At 50.2% G+C, this 17648-nt stretch carries 14 protein-coding genes; 6 read left to right on the top strand and 8 right to left on the bottom strand.

Going from position 1 to position 17648, the window contains the following annotated elements:
* Positions 1 to 14 precede the first annotated feature (14 nt).
* The 4 genes from treY to hdeB form a co-directional block, all read right to left on the bottom strand.
* Positions 15 to 2543 carry a malto-oligosyltrehalose synthase gene (gene treY / locus HU143_RS11800; RefSeq protein ID WP_023227509.1) on the bottom strand — a complete coding sequence of 843 codons (2529 nt, stop codon included), beginning with the start codon at positions 2541 to 2543 and terminating at the stop codon, positions 15 to 17.
* Positions 2540 to 4324, bottom strand: a complete 1785-nt coding sequence (gene treZ, locus HU143_RS11795; protein ID WP_023227510.1) for a malto-oligosyltrehalose trehalohydrolase — start codon at positions 4322 to 4324, stop codon at positions 2540 to 2542. The genes treY and treZ overlap by 4 nt, the downstream gene beginning before the upstream one ends.
* A 128-nt stretch (positions 4325 to 4452) precedes the next feature.
* Positions 4453 to 5238, bottom strand: a complete 786-nt coding sequence (locus tag HU143_RS11790) for an OBAP family protein (protein ID WP_001579987.1) — start codon at positions 5236 to 5238, stop codon at positions 4453 to 4455.
* Positions 5239 to 5380: 142 nt separating this feature from the next.
* On the bottom strand, positions 5381 to 5710 hold the full coding sequence (hdeB, locus tag HU143_RS11785; protein ID WP_001032161.1) for an acid-activated periplasmic chaperone HdeB: 330 nt from the start codon (positions 5708 to 5710) through the stop codon (positions 5381 to 5383).
* A gap of 770 nt (positions 5711 to 6480) precedes the next feature.
* Here hdeB and HU143_RS11780 point away from each other — a divergent pair.
* Complete coding sequence (locus tag HU143_RS11780; RefSeq protein ID WP_000778348.1) at positions 6481 to 7116, top strand: hypothetical protein; 636 nt, start codon at positions 6481 to 6483, stop codon at positions 7114 to 7116.
* 130 nt (positions 7117 to 7246) lie between these two features.
* A complete protein-coding gene (hlyE, locus tag HU143_RS11775) occupies positions 7247 to 8158 on the top strand; it encodes a hemolysin HlyE (protein WP_023227511.1) in 912 nt (303 codons plus the stop codon).
* 120 nt (positions 8159 to 8278) lie between these two features.
* Here the strand turns inward: hlyE and HU143_RS11770 are convergent, their stop codons facing one another.
* Positions 8279 to 8710 carry an OsmC family protein gene (locus HU143_RS11770; RefSeq protein ID WP_000152297.1) on the bottom strand — a complete coding sequence of 144 codons (432 nt, stop codon included), beginning with the start codon at positions 8708 to 8710 and terminating at the stop codon, positions 8279 to 8281.
* Between the two features lie 510 nt (positions 8711 to 9220).
* Here HU143_RS11770 and bdm point away from each other — a divergent pair.
* From bdm to adhP, 4 genes are all read left to right on the top strand, one after another.
* Positions 9221 to 9436 carry a biofilm-dependent modulation protein gene (gene bdm, locus HU143_RS11765; RefSeq protein WP_000495700.1) on the top strand — a complete coding sequence of 72 codons (216 nt, stop codon included), beginning with the start codon at positions 9221 to 9223 and terminating at the stop codon, positions 9434 to 9436.
* Between the two features lie 94 nt (positions 9437 to 9530).
* Entirely contained in the window at positions 9531 to 9674 is a 144-nt protein-coding gene (sra, locus tag HU143_RS11760) for a stationary-phase-induced ribosome-associated protein (RefSeq protein ID WP_000841559.1), read from the top strand.
* A 176-nt stretch (positions 9675 to 9850) separates the two neighbouring features.
* Entirely contained in the window at positions 9851 to 11548 is a 1698-nt protein-coding gene (locus tag HU143_RS11755) for an NAD-dependent malic enzyme (protein ID WP_000450511.1), read from the top strand.
* A gap of 285 nt (positions 11549 to 11833) precedes the next feature.
* The gene (gene adhP / locus HU143_RS11750; protein WP_000642447.1) at positions 11834 to 12844 is read left to right on the top strand and encodes an alcohol dehydrogenase AdhP; all 1011 of its coding nucleotides are present in this window, start codon (positions 11834 to 11836) and stop codon (positions 12842 to 12844) included.
* Between the two features lie 90 nt (positions 12845 to 12934).
* Here the strand turns inward: adhP and fdnI are convergent, their stop codons facing one another.
* From fdnI to fdnG, 3 genes are read right to left on the bottom strand one after another with little or no spacing between them, the layout of a single operon-like run.
* Positions 12935 to 13591 (bottom strand): formate dehydrogenase-N subunit gamma, encoded by a 657-nt coding sequence (gene fdnI / locus HU143_RS11745; protein WP_000045658.1) that lies wholly within the window; start codon positions 13589 to 13591, stop codon positions 12935 to 12937.
* Positions 13584 to 14468, bottom strand: coding sequence for a formate dehydrogenase subunit beta (fdxH, locus tag HU143_RS11740; protein ID WP_000061599.1), 885 nt, complete (start codon positions 14466 to 14468; stop codon positions 13584 to 13586). Before fdxH ends, fdnI begins: the two co-directional genes overlap by 8 nt.
* Positions 14469 to 14481: 13 nt before the next feature.
* A complete protein-coding gene (gene fdnG / locus HU143_RS11735) occupies positions 14482 to 17529 on the bottom strand; it encodes a formate dehydrogenase-N subunit alpha (protein ID WP_077909999.1) in 3048 nt (1015 codons plus the stop codon).
* Between the last annotated feature and the right edge of the window lie 119 nt (positions 17530 to 17648).

Below are 17648 nucleotides of genomic sequence, written 5' to 3'. Positions count from 1 at the left end.
ATCAACACATAAACTCAGTCGCTCATTAAAACCAGTACGCCGCCCTGATGTGAGGCCAACGACAGGCGTTCACCAGGCATTAACCTCTCTTGGGTAAGCACATTGCGATAACGATGCTGATTAAGCTGTCCGGGTATAATAATGTCGGTTCCTGCCCAGAAACCGCTATGCGATTGTGACAATAAGCCGTCACATTCGGCGAACACCAGTCGGGGCGCAACAACGATCAGCGCATCATCATGATTGACTCTGGCGTAAGCGATGACCTTGTCGGCACGCTGACCAACAGCCCGCAGCGGTATATAGTCGCCAAAACGGAAGAGCTCATGATTCTGCTGACGCAAACGCAGTAAGGCGGCGGTGGCATACTGATTCACCTGCCCGTTCAGCCAACTCTCTTCGCGCGAGAAAACTCCCGGCGTCAGTTGGTCTAACTGCTGCGCCAGCGTGGCGAAATCCGGTTCGCGGCGGTTGTCGGGATCGACAAGACTAAAATTCAACGCCTCGCTTCCCTGATAGATATCAGGTACTCCCGGCGCGGTTAATTTGATAACGGTCTGCGTCAGGCTGTTAACCAGCCCTGCGCGGATGAAGGGTTGCAAGGAACGATAAAAATCCTGCAAAAATGTCTGATTATCCGGCGCCAGTAAATAACGGGCGTAATCAAGCATTGCCGTTTCGTAAGCCTCATTACTGTCCACCCAATCGGTACGCAGCTTCGCTTCGCGTAGCGCTTTCTCCACAAAGGCTTCAAAGCGTGTTTTCAGCGCGTTTAAACCTGTTTCGTCCTGTGGTTGTAGCGTCGGGGGCCAGACGCCGGTCAGCGCCTGATATAACATCCACGTATCCGCCGATTTTGGCGCAGTGCCATCATTCAAAAATTTGACATGGGTCTGGTTCATCTGCCGCCAGCGGGCAAGGCATTCGCTCCACTGCTCCGGCGCTTCGGTAAGCGTATACAGCCGTGCTCGCGCATCCTCGCCTCGCTTGGTATCGTGGGTCGACGTACCGGATAACGCATCAGGCTGTCGCGCCTGTCGGGTTTTCATCTCATGGTGAAAGCGTTCGATGGAGAAGTGATGCGTGACGGGCTCGGCGCCGACTTCATTTAACGCCAGTCCCATGTTTTGACGAAAGAAAAGCGTATCCTCTACCGATTTCGCCATCAGCGGACCGGTGAGTTGCTGGAACCGAACGCGAAACTGTGTCGCCTCCTCCTGGCTGGAGGCGGGAACATCGCCGGTAAGAAGACGGCTCAGAAATGTAAGCGCTTCTGGCTGCGGAGGGTTTTCAAGCGTCTTTACCCGTTCCACAATACGGTGTAACAGGCAAATATCGGTCGGCGGTAGCCCTTCTGCCGTGCCGTAAGTGCGATATACAGGAAAGGCAATTAATAACTCGCGTAACGCCTGCCGAACGACGCTCTCTTCCTGTGCGATCTGTAGCTCGCTGGCAATCGACAGCGCAAGCGCGAGCAGCCGGGTAAATTCCCCCTCGAAATTGCGATCGACCATCAGCAATTTAGCCGCCCGTAATTCCGCCCGCATATCCACTGGCGCGCCTTTAACGGTCTCGTAAGCCTGGCGCAAATTGTCTATCTGCTCATCGTCAACCAGCACCTCCGCCAGCGAGGCGATAAATTCATAGCCTGTGGTGCCGGAAACCGGCCAGTCATCAGGAAGTTGCTCGCCTTTAGCGAGAATTTTTTCCACGGTGATATAGCACGCCGGCCCCACTTCCTGACGTAAACGCGCAAGATAGGCTTTCGGATCGGCAAGGCCGTCGATATGATCGATACGTAAACCGTCAACCGCCCCCGTTCTGACCAGCTCCAGAATCAGCCGATGTGTATCGTCGAAGACGGTTTTATCTTCCACCCGCATTCCTACCAGCCCTGTGACCTCAAAGAAACGCCGATATGAAAGCGAGCGAGCGGCCTCGCGCCAGGACATTAATTTCCACGGCTGGCGCTCATGCAAATCAGCAATAGCGGCTTTATCGGTAAGCGCCAGTATTTCGGCCTCGCGCCCCTGCCATGTCGCCGGCGCAAGCGGATAATAGTTATCATAATAGGCGAACGCGGGTTTACCCGTAGCGGGATCGGGCTTGATCGCAATTTCTCCGTTTTCCAGCACGGCGTCAAACGTGTCGCCTAAAAAAGGCAGCGTCAGTCGGCGCGACCAGTCAATATCGAAATGGCGCGCGTAACGGCTCTCCTTGCCATATTCAAGCACGTCGCGCCACCAGGCGTTTTCCAGCGAGCTGGCCATGTGATTAGGCACAATATCGATGATCAATCCCAGCCCTTGCGCTTTAAGTTCGGCCACCAGTCTTTCAAATCCTTCGCGCCCGCCAATAGAAGGCTCAATCTCATTCGCATCGGTGACATCATAACCATGCGTTGACGCTTTGGTGGCGGTAAAGATGGGTGAGGCATAAAGATGGCTGATACCCAGATTTTTAAGGTAAGGCACCAGCGCCGCAGCGCGATCGAAGGTCATGCCATTACGAAACTGAAGACGATACGTTGCAGTTGGGATCATGATGCAGACTCTCCCTGGGCTAAGCGGACAATAAGAGAATGTTGGGAAAGCGACCCGGTGGATTCATTCGGCCAGGCGAAGAGGGTCTTACCCGGTAAATCGGGCAGCAATACCGTCGTGGCGCTAATATTCAGCGCCAGTGACAGTGTTCCTCCCGGAAAACGCCAGCTAACGGCAATAAATCCGGGCGCGGTTTGCAATACCGTTCCTGAGCTCTCACGGGCAGCGGACAACAGCGGCACGATATGCTTCTGGCGCAAAAGCAGTAGTTCGCGGGTAAACGCCAGCCACGCTTTACCCTCTTCACTGTGCTGTTGCTTCCAGTTAAGTTTTGAGCGTTGAAAGGTCTCTGGTGCATTCGGGTCCGGAACATTCTCCCCTGCATGATCGGCAAACTCTTTTGCGCGACCTTCACGAACGGCGCGGGCTAAATCCCCATGGAAATCGGTAAAAAAAAGAAAAGGACGGCTTTCGCCATACTCTTCGCCCATAAAAAGCAGCGGAATATGCGGTGAAAGCAGCAACGTGGCGAGCAATACTTTTGTTCGTTCAGCGCCCGCCAGGGTTATCAGTCTGTCGCCCTGGGCGCGGTTACCGACCTGATCGTGATTCTGAATAAAATCCACAAAGGCGACCGGAGGTTGTCCGGTACTTTTTACGCCGCGAGGTTCGCCGGTTTGGGGGGAAATTTCTCCCTGATAAGCGAATCCTTCGGCCAGCGCTCTTGCGAGGTGTTTTTCCGGGGCATCAGCAAAATCATTGTAGTAGGCCTGGGTCTCTCCGGTCGCAAAAACGTGGACGGCATTATGAAAATCGTCATTCCATTCGGCGGTAAACAGCGGCGCATTGCCATCCTGATCACGGGGATGCAGAGAAATAATATTGCGGCTATCTTCGGTAGTCAGATGAATGGGTCTGTCGGTAATGTCTTCCCGAATACGTTGTGCGATTTCAACCAGCACATGCTTTGCGCTACTGTCCTCAATCTGATCGATAGCGTCAAAGCGTAAGCCGTCGAGATGGTATTCTGTCAGCCAGTATAACGGCGCCTCGATGATATAGCGCCGCACGGCGTCGACATCATAGGCGATACCATTTCCCCACGGCGTCATGCGCTCTTTGTGGAAAAACGCCGGCGCCAATAGCGGTAAATAATTTCCTTCCGGGCCGAAATGGTTCAGCACAATATCCAGGACGACGGAAAGACCATACCCATGCGCGGCGTCAATAAACGCCTTGAAATCATCCGGCGTCCCATAGGCAGAATGCGGCGCGTAAAGCAGTACGCCGTCATAGCCCCAGCCGCGCTCGCCGCCAAATTGCGCAACGGGCATCACTTCAATAACGGTAACGCCGAGTTCAGCGAGATAAGGCAGCTTCGCTATTGCGGCGCGGAAGGTGCCTTCCGGAGTGAACGTGCCTGTATGCATCTCGTACACCACGGCCTGCTCCCAACGGCTACCTTTCCACCCGGTGTTGCGCCACGCGTAGCTGCCTGGATCAACCACATATGACGGACCGTTGACGTCAGTTTTTTGGGCGCGGGAAGCCGGATCGGGGACCACCATGCCATCGCTGAGTACAAAGTTATACTCCGTACCTGGCGTCACCCCGGAGACGTCCAGCGTAAACCAGCCGTCACCACTCGCCTGCATTTCCTGGTCTTTACCCGCAAGCCTGAGCATAACCTTTTGCTGACCGGTGGCCCAAAGACGAAAGCGGACGACATCAGCGGCGATATATTCAGCTCCCCAGCTTTTGCAAAAAATTTTTGAACTCATTTGTCGCTCCGTTTAACCCATAACCTCTACAGCATCCGAAAAACAAGCATAGACTATGGGGCTAATTTTTACGTGACACTGTCACTTAACAGGCATTCTTTTTCCTATCTGCGTGTAAAATCGTGGAATTATTGTCGGGATTGCTCAGATGTACCGAAGTGCGCGGTATCGCCTCGCCCGTGTTCGCCAGAGCCCTGAACACGCTGTAGCTGGATAACCTCCCCCTGCTCCCAGGCGTTAGCCCCCTTAACAACGGGATGCTCAGGCAGCTCCTGCCGCTCGCGTTTAATGGCCTGGGTATCAATTCCCAGACGGCGATCCCGATCGGCCAGCAGCGCGGGGTCAAGCTGCCCGTCGCCAGTAAAGCCCATCATCAGCGCAGGGATACCCATTGGCAGGGTTTTATCCCGGTCGGTATGCCAGGTGTGCCAGGTCTTGCCATAAGTATTAACAATCTTACTCATCAACGCTTTATCAGCGACCTGCGGTAAGCCAGGCGCCACCAGGCTACCGGATTTCACCTCGTACTGGTGGCTGTGCCACAGTTTTTTCTCCTCGGGAGGAAGCGTTTTAAATAAACGTTCGCTGATAATGTACTCCACCCCCATCAGGCGCGCGTGTTTCGTATTGCCGTCGTAAATCACCGCCTGCATGACATCTTCGTTCAGGACGGTAACGTAATGGTGCGCTTCCATCTGTCCGTTTTTATCACCGCTATAAAAATGGAACCCGTCAAGGTAGGTACTGATGGCATCGACAGGTGGTCTGGATTGAATAGCCGCCGCGCCTGTTTCCAGGGTACGTAATTTGGCAGAGGTTTTTTCCCCGGGAATAGGTGTTTGCGGCGGCGTATTATTGGCGCCGCATCCGGCCAGAAAAGGAATGATAAAGAGTGCCAGCGGTAAAATTTTCATTAGGTCTCCATATAGTGAAAGGGCTCTAATGAAAATAGTGCAATACCACGTGATTGGTAGAAGAAATGGAAGATGTTATTTGTGACGGTGTCACAAATAGTAAAACCCGACACACAGGCCGGGTTTTGATATCAGTTTACTCTTATTTTGAGAGTTCTTTCTTGATTTCGTCTTTTATTTTGCTTAATTCACTCTGCGGGTTTTTCTTACAAAGCTCAACGGCTAGCGGCACTGCTGTCGTCTCAGTTTCCTGGAAATCTACGTAGTCCCCGCCTTTAAAATCTTCATCTTCATTCAGCACCCAGAAAGCGACTGGCGCCATCGTCTGCGGATTGAGGTCAACAAACTCCTGGCAGCTCATACCTTTAGGCGTAACGTTTGTTTTAGTAGTATCTGTTGCCGCATTCACGCTAACACTGGTTACCAGCGCTGCCACGATAATACCTGCTGTAGCAAGGGAGAATTTATTCATTGTTGTTGCTCCAATAATTATATAAATAACCTCTACATCTGCGCGTTAACCCGTTAATGTAGAACACAGAAAATAATACCCCTCCTCTCTCAGGAATAAAGATCACCCTCCGTGATATGGCTATTATTGATATTTACGTTGACTGATTTTGATGTTTGATGAATAAAGCAACATGGCGAGCAGATTTTAAGGCGAAAAAGTAGGCCACGACAATAGCCACGGATGTGGTATGCACTACGTTGAGCTGATGAAAGAGAACTTCGCTCTGACATGCCGTCGCGATCGCGCGCCAGCCAGACACAAACGGTGGGCAGAACAAACATCGTAAAACAGATTGCCTGTCAGCATTCCGGAGGCAACCACCAACCCTGGCCAAAACGGCTTGCGGCGTTTACGCCGCTGGCGAACCCTATCAGGGCTAAACCAACCACTATTGCCCCGGTAGTCATCAGCACCGGGCGCAATCGGATCTACAATACAATTTCATAGCATTTACAGATAGTCGGACAATTTCAGATTTCCGTAATCATAAAAAACACCTTTCGTACACAAACTGTATACTTCCAGTAGATTCATTGTTATTTAGCACTATAACTGCAAGTAGTTGAATCCAAAGGGTAATAATTCAGGTATTATTAGGAGGGAAATTTATATAATTAAGATAAATAAATGCTTATCGGTGAAGTGAGCGACGTTTAAGTTTTGTTGCAACCACGGCTTTATACTTTTTACGAGTGCTATTTTTTTTGGCTAATTAAAAAGGTAAGTTAATGAAACTATCCGTAACATTGGCGTTTTTCGGTTACATGATGGTATCCAGTATGGCACAAGCTAGCGATATCAATATGTGGCGTGAACCCAAACCTGTTGTGAAAGAGGGTAAATATTACAGCTTAATCATGGATCGTGGCGAGTTGCAAAAAGCAGTAAAAAGCAGCAGCAACAACTATCTCTTTTCCGAAAAAGGTGCAGGAGTGAAGCCGCTGGTATTGATCGGCTCTCCGGTAGAGATTAGCGAATTTATGTTGCAAAATAAAACTCGCAGCATTGAAAACCACATTAAAGGTCTACCTGACATTTATATGGGAGTGACAAAATATAAACCCAAACAACGTTTTACCGGATTATTTCCGCTACAGGATATATTGACTCAAACTGTTGATCAGGTATCGAAATTTGTGCCCGGTACCGATATCACCGATGCGGTGGGAATCCCCTCCGACCTAAAAGCATTACAGCAAGCCATTTTGGCTATGAAGCAAAAAGATAAAATCAGCAAAAATATACTGTACGTCAAATTTAGCTACTTGCCGGAAGATGGAATGGTGAAAGTAGGAAGCAAAACAGTTTCTTTTGGTCGTATTCTGGAGAAAATGCAGCAGAGTAATCGTACCCTGCGTAGATAAGCAGGAAGCAGGCAGTATTTCCAGCTTCTGGAATGTTAAAGCTACAAAAGTTGTCTGGAGGTAATAGGTAAGAATGCGTTATAAAACAGTCACTTAATTACAATTTATATATTTAAAGAGGCAAATGATTATGACCGGTATATTTGCAGAACAAACTGTAGAGGTAGTTAAAAGCGCGATCGAAACCGCAGATGGGGCATTAGATCTTTATAACAAATACCTCGACCAGGTCATCCCCTGGAAGACCTTTGATGAAACCATAAAAGAGTTAAGCCGTTTTAAACAGGAGTATTCGCAGGAAGCTTCTGTTTTAGTTGGTGATATTAAAGTTTTGCTTATGGACAGCCAGGACAAGTATTTTGAAGCGACACAAACTGTTTATGAATGGTGTGGTGTCGTGACGCAATTACTCTCAGCGTATATTTTACTATTTGATGAATATAATGAGAAAAAAGCATCAGCCCAGAAAGACATTCTCATCAGGATATTAGATGATGGTGTCAAGAAACTGAATGAAGCGCAAAAATCTCTCCTGACAAGTTCACAAAGTTTCAACAACGCTTCCGGAAAACTGCTGGCATTAGATAGCCAGTTAACTAATGATTTTTCGGAAAAAAGTAGTTATTTCCAGTCACAGGTGGATAGAATTCGTAAGGAAGCTTATGCCGGTGCTGCAGCCGGCATAGTCGCCGGTCCGTTTGGATTAATTATTTCCTATTCTATTGCTGCGGGCGTGATTGAAGGGAAATTGATTCCAGAATTGAATAACAGGCTAAAAGCAGTGCAAAATTTCTTTACTAGCTTATCAGCCACAGTGAAACAAGCGAATAAAGATATCGATGCGGCAAAATTGAAATTAGCCACTGAAATAGCAGCAATTGGGGAGATAAAAACGGAAACCGAAACAACCAGATTCTACGTTGATTATGATGATTTAATGCTTTCTTTACTAAAAGGAGCTGCAAAGAAAATGATTAACACCTGTAATGAATACCAACAAAGGCACGGTAAGAAGACGCTTCTCGAGGTTCCTGACGTCTGATACATTTTCATTCGCTCTGTTTACTTTTAACGCCCGATAGCGTGAAGAAAATGAGAGACGGAGAAAAAGCGATATTCAACAGCCCGATAAACAAGAGTCGTTACCGGGCTGGCGAGGTTATCAGGCGTTAAGCTGGTAGTCGAGGGTGATTTCCGCATTCAGAACCTGCGATACCGGGCACCCGGCTTTTGCTTTCTGGATGATTTGATCGAAAGTTGAAGCATCAATATCTGCTACCGCAACTTTGCTTTGTAGCGCAATTTTGGTAATGGCGAAGCCCGCCTCCACCTTATCAAGCGATACGTCAGCGGTTGTGTCAATGGATGTCGGCGTAAATCCAGCCTCTCCCAGCATGAGTGATAGCGCCATGGAGAAACAGGCCGCATGTGCGGCGCCAATTAGCTCTTCCGGGTTGGTTCCCTGCGCGCCTTCGAACCGGGTATTGAATCCATACGGTTGTTGATTAAGCACGCCGCTTTCTGTTGATACAGTACCTTTACCCCGTTTGATGTCGCCTTCCCAGTGTGCCTGACCTTTCTTATGGATTGTCATTTTTGCTCTCCTGTTGGCTCAAAAAATAAAGTATAGACCATGCTGCTAATCTGCGTTGTCCATGCCGATGGATGTAGCATGTTGTCAATTACCCGCGCTTCAGATATAGATAATGGTTTATGCTTTTTCATTGATGGATATTAAACCAACAGGCCTCCCTTTCTTTAAAGAATATATCCCTCCTTTTATCCTTACCCTTTCTTCCGGAAGCGTATTCCATTATGTATATTTTCATTCATATTAAGATTTATCTTATCTCGTTGTAATAAAGGATAAAAATCGCAATAAGTAGCATTTTAAATGTATATTAATTGACCACTATTTGTATGAGGATATGTAATTGGCAAACTTAATATATTTTCTTCTGGGGTAAACAATTAGAGCTCCGCCTTGCGTTAAAATAACTCCAGGACTAATCTTAACCACAGCCGCAAAAATGTTTGCCATGCTGAATACGAATTAATTTTCTGCGAGCCGTACTAAATAAATACATGTTCACGGAGGCATTATATGTTTACTTATCACTCAGCAAATACCTCAGCAGCACAACCGGCCCTGGTCAACGCGATTGAACAAGGATTACGTGCGGAGTTAGGCGTTGTCACTGAAGATGATATTTTAATGGAGCTGACCAAATGGGTTGAGGCTTCCGACAATGACATCCTCAGTGACATCTACCAGCAGACCATCAACTATGTGGTAAGCGGGCAGCACCCGACTCTGTAAAACCTGCTATGCTGTATCGGCAACCTTAGGGGTTACGTTTCTTTCGCGTAAGCGAATTTGTCCTTAAAACTAGCAACAGGATTGAGGAGTTAACATGAAATCGAACCGTCAGGCTCGTCATATACTTGGACTGGATTACAGAATTTCCAACCAGCGTAAGGTTGTTACTGAAGGCGACACCAGCAGCGTGGTGAATAACCCAACCGGCAGAAAGCGCCGCGCCGATAGCCAAAAGTAATCGTACAGTCCTGAAATGACGTTAAACACCATTGCATCTGCAATGGTGTTTTTGTTTATAGGAATGACCTTAACGTCTCACAATGCTTTATACTCAGGGTCGGTTCCCTGGTGGAAGGCAATATATGATGATAAACGACGGTGCCAGGGACAGTTATTCGAAAAAGAGTGAGTAACATGGAAACTACAACCAAGAAAGCACGTTCCCTTTATATCCCTTACGCTGGCCCTGTATTGCTGGAATTTCCCCTGTTAAACAAAGGCAGCGCTTTTAGCGTAGAAGAGCGCCGCAACTTCAATTTGTCAGGGCTTCTGCCAGAGGTCGTCGAGTCGATTGAAGAACAGGCCGAACGCGCCTGGCTCCAGTATCAGGGGTTTAAAACAGAAATCGATAAGCATATTTACCTGCGTAACATCCAGGATACCAACGAAACGCTCTTTTATCGACTGGTGCAAAACCATCTTGAAGAGATGATGCCGGTTATCTATACCCCGACCGTGGGCGCGGCCTGTGAGCGCTTCTCTGAGATTTATCGCCGGGCGCGCGGCGTATTTATCTCTTATCCGAACCGTCACAATATGGACGACATTTTGCAGAATGTGCCTAACCACAACATTAAAGTTATTGTGGTGACGGATGGCGAGCGGATTCTGGGGCTTGGCGATCAGGGCATCGGCGGGATGGGGATCCCTATCGGTAAGCTGTCATTATACACCGCCTGCGGCGGCATTAGTCCGGCCTATACCCTTCCCGTTGTGCTGGATGTCGGCACCAACAATCAACAGTTACTCAACGATCCGCTTTACATGGGCTGGCGTCATCCGCGCATTACCGACGATGAGTATTATGCGTTTGTCGATGAGTTTATTCAGGCCGTTAAGCAGCGCTGGCCAGATATCCTGCTACAGTTTGAAGATTTCGCGCAGAAAAACGCAATGCCGCTGTTGACGCGCTATCGTGATGAGATTTGCTCCTTTAACGATGATATTCAGGGCACCGCAGCCGTGACCGTCGGTACGTTGATCGCCGCCAGCCGCGCTGCCGGCAGTCAGCTTAGCGAGCAGAAAATCGTTTTCCTCGGCGCGGGTTCCGCCGGATGTGGGATTGCTGAACAGATCATCGCGCAGACTCAGCGTGAAGGTTTAAGCGAAGATGCCGCTCGACAGAACGTTTTTATGGTCGATCGCTTCGGCCTGTTGACGGACCGGATGCCTAATTTATTGCCGTTCCAGGCAAAACTGGTGCAGAAATGCGACAATCTCCAGCACTGGGATACCGAAAATGACGTGCTGTCGCTGCTGGATGTGGTGCGTAACGTGAAGCCGGATATTCTGATCGGGGTTTCCGGCCAGACCGGGCTCTTTACTGAAGAGATCATCCGCGAGATGCATAAGCATTGCCCTCGCCCGATCGTCATGCCGCTCTCTAATCCCACCTCTCGCGTGGAGGCCACGCCACAGGACATTATCGCCTGGACGGAAGGCAACGCGCTGGTGGCAACTGGCAGTCCATTCTCGCCGGTCATCTGGAAAGATAAGGTTTATCCGATCGCACAATGTAATAACGCCTATATTTTCCCCGGCATCGGTCTGGGGGTTATCGCTTCCGGCGCATCGCGCATTACTGATGAAATGCTGATGTCAGCCAGTGAGACGCTGGCGAAACATTCTCCGCTGGTGAATAACGGCGAAGGATTAGTGTTGCCAGCGCTTAAAGACATCCAGGTCGTGTCGCGCGCTATCGCTTTTGCCGTAGGCAAAATGGCGCAGCAACAAGGCGTAGCGGTGAAAACCTCTGCGGAAGCGCTGCAACAGGCGATTGACGATAACTTCTGGAAACCGGAATACCGCGACTACCGTCGGACTTCCATTTAATACGTACCCGGCGGTGAATGCCGCCGGATATCACTTTCTTCTTTAGTTTTGGTGAGTCTGTCGACACACCTGAATTCCTTTCCCTGCTTATTTGTCAAGCTACTAATATTAGCCACCTTTATGTATTGAACGGGGATTTATCAGGATAATCCTGGCTAAACTATTACATTGTATTTCTGCCGCCTTGCATAACTCATCAGAAATATTAATCCTAAAGAGGTAATAGCGCCTTACCTGCTATTACTTACCTGCTATGCAGTTCACTATTAATAAAAGGAGAAGGTTATGAAAGCTGCTGTTGTCACACAAGATCATCAGGTTGATGTTACTGAGAAAACGCTGCGTCCCCTTCGCCACGGTGAAGCTTTGCTAAAAATGGAGTGCTGCGGCGTATGCCATACCGATCTACACGTGAAAAACGGCGATTTCGGTGACAAAACCGGCGTCATTCTGGGACACGAAGGCATTGGCGTCGTGGCGGAAGTCGGTCCTGGTGTCACCTCGCTGAAACCCGGCGATCGCGCGAGTGTCGCGTGGTTTTATGAAGGATGCGGACACTGTGAGTATTGCAATACGGGCAATGAAACCTTATGCCGCAACGTGAAAAATGCCGGTTACACGGTAGATGGCGGCATGGCCGAAGAGTGTATTGTCGTCGCGGATTATGCGGTGAAAGTACCGGAAGGTCTGGACTCTGCGGCGGCAAGTAGTATTACCTGCGCGGGCGTTACCACGTATAAAGCGGTGAAGATTTCTCATATTAAACCTGGCCAGTGGATTGCCATCTACGGTCTGGGCGGTCTGGGTAATCTGGCCTTGCAGTACGCGAAAAACGTTTTCAATGCGAAAGTGATCGCCATTGATGTCAATGATGGACAACTGAAACTGGCCGAGGAAATGGGCGCAGATCTGACCATTAATTCACGTACGGAAGATGCGGCTAAAATTGTGCAGGAAAAAACCGGTGGCGCGCACGCAGCGGTGGTTACCGCGGTTGCTAAGGCGGCGTTTAATTCCGCAGTAGATGCCGTTCGCGCCGGAGGTCGTGTGGTGGCAGTCGGGCTGCCGCCAGAAGCCATGAACCTTGATATCCCTCGCCTGGTGCTGGATGGCATTCAGGTTGTCGGTTCGTTGGTGGGGACACGCCAGGATCTGACCGAAGCCTTCCAGTTCGCGGCGGAAGGAAAAGTCGTGCCAAAAGTCGCTTTACGTCCGCTTGAAGATATCAACGTTATTTTTAAAGAGATGGAACAAGGGCAAATTCGTGGCCGTATGGTCATCGATTTCCGTCGTTAAACGATTTGCTGTGGTCGTCTGAGTATACAGACAGCAGATGAAAACAAGGCGCTACGAGGATAGCGCCTTGTTTATCAGATCGCGAAAGAATTACTGAATACCTTTTTCGCTCTCTTTTTTTGCTTCCGCCTTCTCGATTTCACGATACCAGCGTGGGTGATGTTTCTTCGCCCAGCGACGGCTGACCTTCCCTTCGATCATGCCTTTAATCGAGCCTTTCACCCAAAACGCCATATACATATGGATGAGGATCGCGTGCATTAAAATAATGCCCGCCGCCGCATGAATTAACAGGCTATAACGCACCACCTGCATGGGGAAATACTGCGCGAAATACGGACGCCAGATAATCACGCCAGTCACCAGCAGCACAAAAATCATGCTCATAATGGACCAGAACATCATCTTCTGTCCGGCATTGTATTTACCGACATCCGCCACCTTATGCTCATTGCCTTTCAATACTTCGACAATATTTTTCAGCCACGGAATGTCTTTTTTATCCGGGATGTTGTGGTGGACGAAACGCACGAACATAAACATCAGCGCGATGAAGATGGCAATACCGAAGAACGGGTGCAAAATACGTCCCATCTGCGGCGTGCCGAAAGTTTGCGTCAACCATTGTAGCGTCGGGAAGAAAAACGAAATCCCCGACAGCGCTACCAGGAAGAAGCAGATCACCACCGTCCAGTGACAGGCGCGGTCGACAAATTTCGTGCGCACAATCATTTTCGACTTACTCATGATGATCCTCCTCATCGTCGTCCGTTTCTTTATTCGGGCCAATACCGATGTAGTGGTAAATCAGACCGGCGAAAGTGGCGATAAAGCCCGCTGCGGCCAGCGGTTTTAGCGCCCCTTTCCACAGATTGATTGAGGTATCGATCTGCGGATCTTTTGGCAAGCCGTGGTACAACTCCGGCTGATTGGCATGGTGCAGCACATACATGACGTGCGTGCCGCCGACGCCCTGCGGGTTGTAGATACCGGCATGTTCAAAGCCGCGCGCTTTTAACTTCTCCACGCGTTGCTCACCCAGTTCCAGCATCTCTTTTTTGGTGCCGAAGTGAATAGCCCCGGTCGGACAAGTTTTGACGCAGGCCGGTTCCTGGCCCACGCTGACGCGATCGACGCAGAGCGTACATTTATAAACGCGGTTGTCCTCTTTGTTGAGGCGCGGAATATTAAACGGACACCCGGCGATACAGTAACCACAGCCGATACAGTGTTCAGATTGAAAATCAACAATCCCGTTCGCGTACTGGATGATGGCCCCGGCAGATGGACAGGCTTTAAGACAGCCTGGATCTTCACAGTGCATACAACCATCTTTACGAATCAGCCACTCCAGCTTGCCGTTCTGCTCGGTTTCGGTAAAGCGCATCACCGTCCAGGACTTGGCGCTGAGATCGGCAGGGTTATCGTACACCCCGACACAATGGCCAACGTTATCGCGAATATCGTTCCATTCAGAACAGGCTACCTGGCAGGCTTTACAGCCGACACAGGAGGAGACGTCGATCAGTTTCGCGACTTCGGCTTTGTAATCACGCGCCTGCGGAGGCGGCGTGATGGCGTTTGTTGCGGACCGTTTAATAATGTCCTGCGTTTCCATAGACATATGTTCGCCTCCCTTACGCCTTCTCGATGTTAACTAAAAACGCTTTGTATTCCGGAGTTTGCGAGTTGGCATCACCGACATTTGGCGTCAGAGTATTGGCGATATAGCCTTTGCGCGCGACACCCTCAAAGCCCCAGTGAATCGGGATCCCCACCGTTTCAACCTGCTGACCGTTGACATGCAGGGTGCGAAGACGACGAGTTACCACCGCGACCGCGCGAATAAACCCGCGTTTACTGCTCACCTTCACATAGTCGCCGTTAGCAATACCTTTCGCTGCCGCCAGCGTCTCACTGATCTCCACAAACTGTTCCGGCTGAGCGATAGCGTTAAGTAGCGCATGTTTGGTCCAGGTATGGAAATGCTCTGTGAGGCGGTAAGTCGTGCCCACGTACGGAAACTGCTCCTTCTTACCCATGCGCAGCGCATCTTCTTCATACAGACGCGCCGCCGGGTTCGAGATCACATTCGGATGCAGTGGGTTAGTGCCCAGCGGCGTTTCCATCGGCTCGTAGTGTTCAGGGAACGGCCCTTCCGCCATTTTATCAATAGCAAACAGACGTCCCAGCCCTTCCGGCTGCATGATAAACGGATTGGTCCCGCTCCCCGGCGCCGCGTTGTTAAAGTCCGGAATATCGTTCCCTGTCCACTTCGCGCCGTTCCACTGGATCAGCATCCGTTTTGGATCCCACGGTTTACCCTGCGGGTCCGCCGAAGCGCGGTTATACAATACGCGACGGTTTAGCGGCCACGCCCACGCCCAACCCAGTGTATTGCCAAGCCCTGACGGGTCGGCGTTATCACGTCTGGACATCTGGTTGCCCTGCTCCGTCCAGCTACCGGTATAAATCCAGCAGGAGGAGGATGTCGTACCGTCATCGCGCAGTAATGCAAAACTACTCAATAACTGGCCTTTCCTGGCAAGCAGTGTACCGTTGGCGTCATAGAGATCTTCCAGCGCATAGCCGTTGTTCTCTTTCGCCACTTCTTCCGAATGCGGTTCATCCGGCTGCTTGTAATTCCAGCTCATCTTCAATAGTGGTTCGGCGCCTTTACCGCCTTCTGCGCGATACATTTCACGCAGACGATGGTAAATACCGGCCAGAATCTCGCCGTCGTTACGCGCTTCGCCAGGCGCGTCCTGACCTTTCCAGTGCCACTGTAACCAGCGACCGGAGTTAGCGATAGAGCCATCCTCTTCCGCAAAACAGGTAGATGGCAGACGGAAGACTTCGGTCTGAATCGTTGTCGGATCGACATCATTAGATTCGCCGTGGTTCTGCCAGAACGTTGACGTTTCAGTCACCAGCGGATCGATAACGACCAGATACTTCAGTTTGCTTAAGCTTTGCACCACTTTGTTTTTGTCCGGGAAGGACGCCACCGGGTTAAAGCCCTGACAGAAATAGCCGGTAACTTTCCCGCTATCCATCATGTTGAAATATTTGATCACGTCATAGGACTGATCCCACTTAGGCAGCCAGGCAAAGCCCCAGTCATTCTCTTGCTGCGCCGCATCGCCATAGAAAGATTTCATCAGGCTGACGAAGAACTTAGGATAATTACCCCAGTAGTTGACCTGATCGGCCAGCGTCGCTTTGGGGGTATTCGCGGCCAGATAAGTTTGCAGATCGGCCTGTTTTTCCGATGGCAGCGTCAGATAACCCGGCAGGCTGGTGGAGAGCAGTCCTAAATCCGTTAAGCCCTGAATATTAGAGTGGCCGCGCAAGGCGTTCACACCGCCGCCAGCCATCCCCATATTGCCGAGCAGCAACTGGATCATCGCCATAGTACGGATGTTCTGCGCCCCGACGGTATGTTGCGTCCAGCCCAGCGCATACAGGAAGGTGGTAGTGCGATCCGGAACGCTGGTAGAGGCCAACACCTCACACACCTTCAGGAAATCCGCTTTCGGCGTACCGCAGATGTTTTCCACGACATCCGGCGTGTAGCGCGAAACGTGCTGCTTCAGCAGATTCCACACACAGCGTGGGTGCGTCAACGTTTCATCACGTTTGGCATAGCCGTTTTCATCAAACTGGTAGTTCCAGGAGGATTTATCGTACTGACGCTTTTGGGCGTCATAGCCGCTGAAAAGACCGTCATCAAAGGCAAAATCATCCCGCACCAGCAGGCTGGCGTTGGTGTAATGCTTAACGTATTCAGCGTTGATTTTGTTATTTTCGATCAGGTACAGCAAAACGCCGGACAGAAAGGTAATGTCTGTACCGGAACGTATTGGCGCATAGATATCCGCCACCGACGCCGTACGCGTAAAGCGTGGATCAACGACAATCAGCGTCGCATCGTTATTGTTTTTCGCTTCCATCGCCCAGCGGAAACCCACCGGATGCGCTTCTGCGGCATTGCCGCCCATCACCATCACGACGTTGGCGTTTTTAATATCCACCCAGTGGTTGGTCATCGCACCGCGACCAAATGTTGGAGCAAGACTTGCTACCGTTGGTCCGTGTCAAACGCGCGCCTGGTTATCTACCGCCAGCATACCGAGAGAACGCGCAAACTTCTGCGTCAGCATACCCGTTTCATTGCTGGCCGCCGAGGCGCACAGCATTCCGGTAGAGAGCCAGCGGTTAACCGTGACGCCCTGCTCATTCTTTTCAATAAAGTTGGCGTCGCGGTCGGCTTTCATTAATTTAGCAATACGAGTGAAAGCGTCATCCCAGCTAATGCGCTGCCACTTGTCGGAACCCGGCGCGCGGTATTCCGGATAGCGTAGGCGATCTTCACTGTGAACATAGTCCAGCAAACCGGCCCCTTTCGGGCACAGCGCGCCACGGCTTACCGGATGATCCGGGTCGCCTTCAATATGGTAAATCGCTTCTTTCGCGTTTTTTGCCCCATCTCCCAGGCTATACATTAATAGCCCGCAACCTACGGAACAGTATGTGCAGGAGTTACGGATCTCTTTTGCGCGCAACAGCTTATAGTTTCGCGCCTGAGCCAGGGCCATTTTAGGGGTAAAACCCAGTGCGGCCACCGTTGTTCCCGCCATACCGCCCGCGCAGATTTTAAAAAATTGTCTGCGGCTGACGTCCATTGCTTTCCTCTTTTTTCCACGGATGCACGCCTCCTTCGAACTGCAGCAAAACCCCAGCCCAGGATGCGTGTATAACTTCGCGAGGAAACTAACAGCAAAATCGATAACTTTTTTGCGTC

This window comes from Salmonella sp. SJTUF14076, from assembly GCF_015534835.1.
Classification (GTDB): domain Bacteria; phylum Pseudomonadota; class Gammaproteobacteria; order Enterobacterales; family Enterobacteriaceae; genus Salmonella; species Salmonella enterica.
This window is presented reverse-complemented; position numbering and strand designations above follow the sequence as displayed.

Coding starts and splice junctions, on each gene's coding strand:
- treY (WP_023227509.1), bottom strand. CDS start 2,543: ATGATCCCAACTGCAACGTATCGTCTTCAGTTTCGTAATGGCATGACC.
- treZ (WP_023227510.1), bottom strand. CDS start 4,324: ATGAGTTCAAAAATTTTTTGCAAAAGCTGGGGAGCTGAATATATCGCC.
- HU143_RS11790 (WP_001579987.1), bottom strand. CDS start 5,238: ATGAAAATTTTACCGCTGGCACTCTTTATCATTCCTTTTCTGGCCGGA.
- hdeB (WP_001032161.1), bottom strand. CDS start 5,710: ATGAATAAATTCTCCCTTGCTACAGCAGGTATTATCGTGGCAGCGCTG.
- HU143_RS11780 (WP_000778348.1), top strand. CDS start 6,481: ATGAAACTATCCGTAACATTGGCGTTTTTCGGTTACATGATGGTATCC.
- hlyE (WP_023227511.1), top strand. CDS start 7,247: ATGACCGGTATATTTGCAGAACAAACTGTAGAGGTAGTTAAAAGCGCG.
- HU143_RS11770 (WP_000152297.1), bottom strand. CDS start 8,710: ATGACAATCCATAAGAAAGGTCAGGCACACTGGGAAGGCGACATCAAA.
- bdm (WP_000495700.1), top strand. CDS start 9,221: ATGTTTACTTATCACTCAGCAAATACCTCAGCAGCACAACCGGCCCTG.
- sra (WP_000841559.1), top strand. CDS start 9,531: ATGAAATCGAACCGTCAGGCTCGTCATATACTTGGACTGGATTACAGA.
- HU143_RS11755 (WP_000450511.1), top strand. CDS start 9,851: ATGGAAACTACAACCAAGAAAGCACGTTCCCTTTATATCCCTTACGCT.
- adhP (WP_000642447.1), top strand. CDS start 11,834: ATGAAAGCTGCTGTTGTCACACAAGATCATCAGGTTGATGTTACTGAG.
- fdnI (WP_000045658.1), bottom strand. CDS start 13,591: ATGAGTAAGTCGAAAATGATTGTGCGCACGAAATTTGTCGACCGCGCC.
- fdxH (WP_000061599.1), bottom strand. CDS start 14,468: ATGTCTATGGAAACGCAGGACATTATTAAACGGTCCGCAACAAACGCC.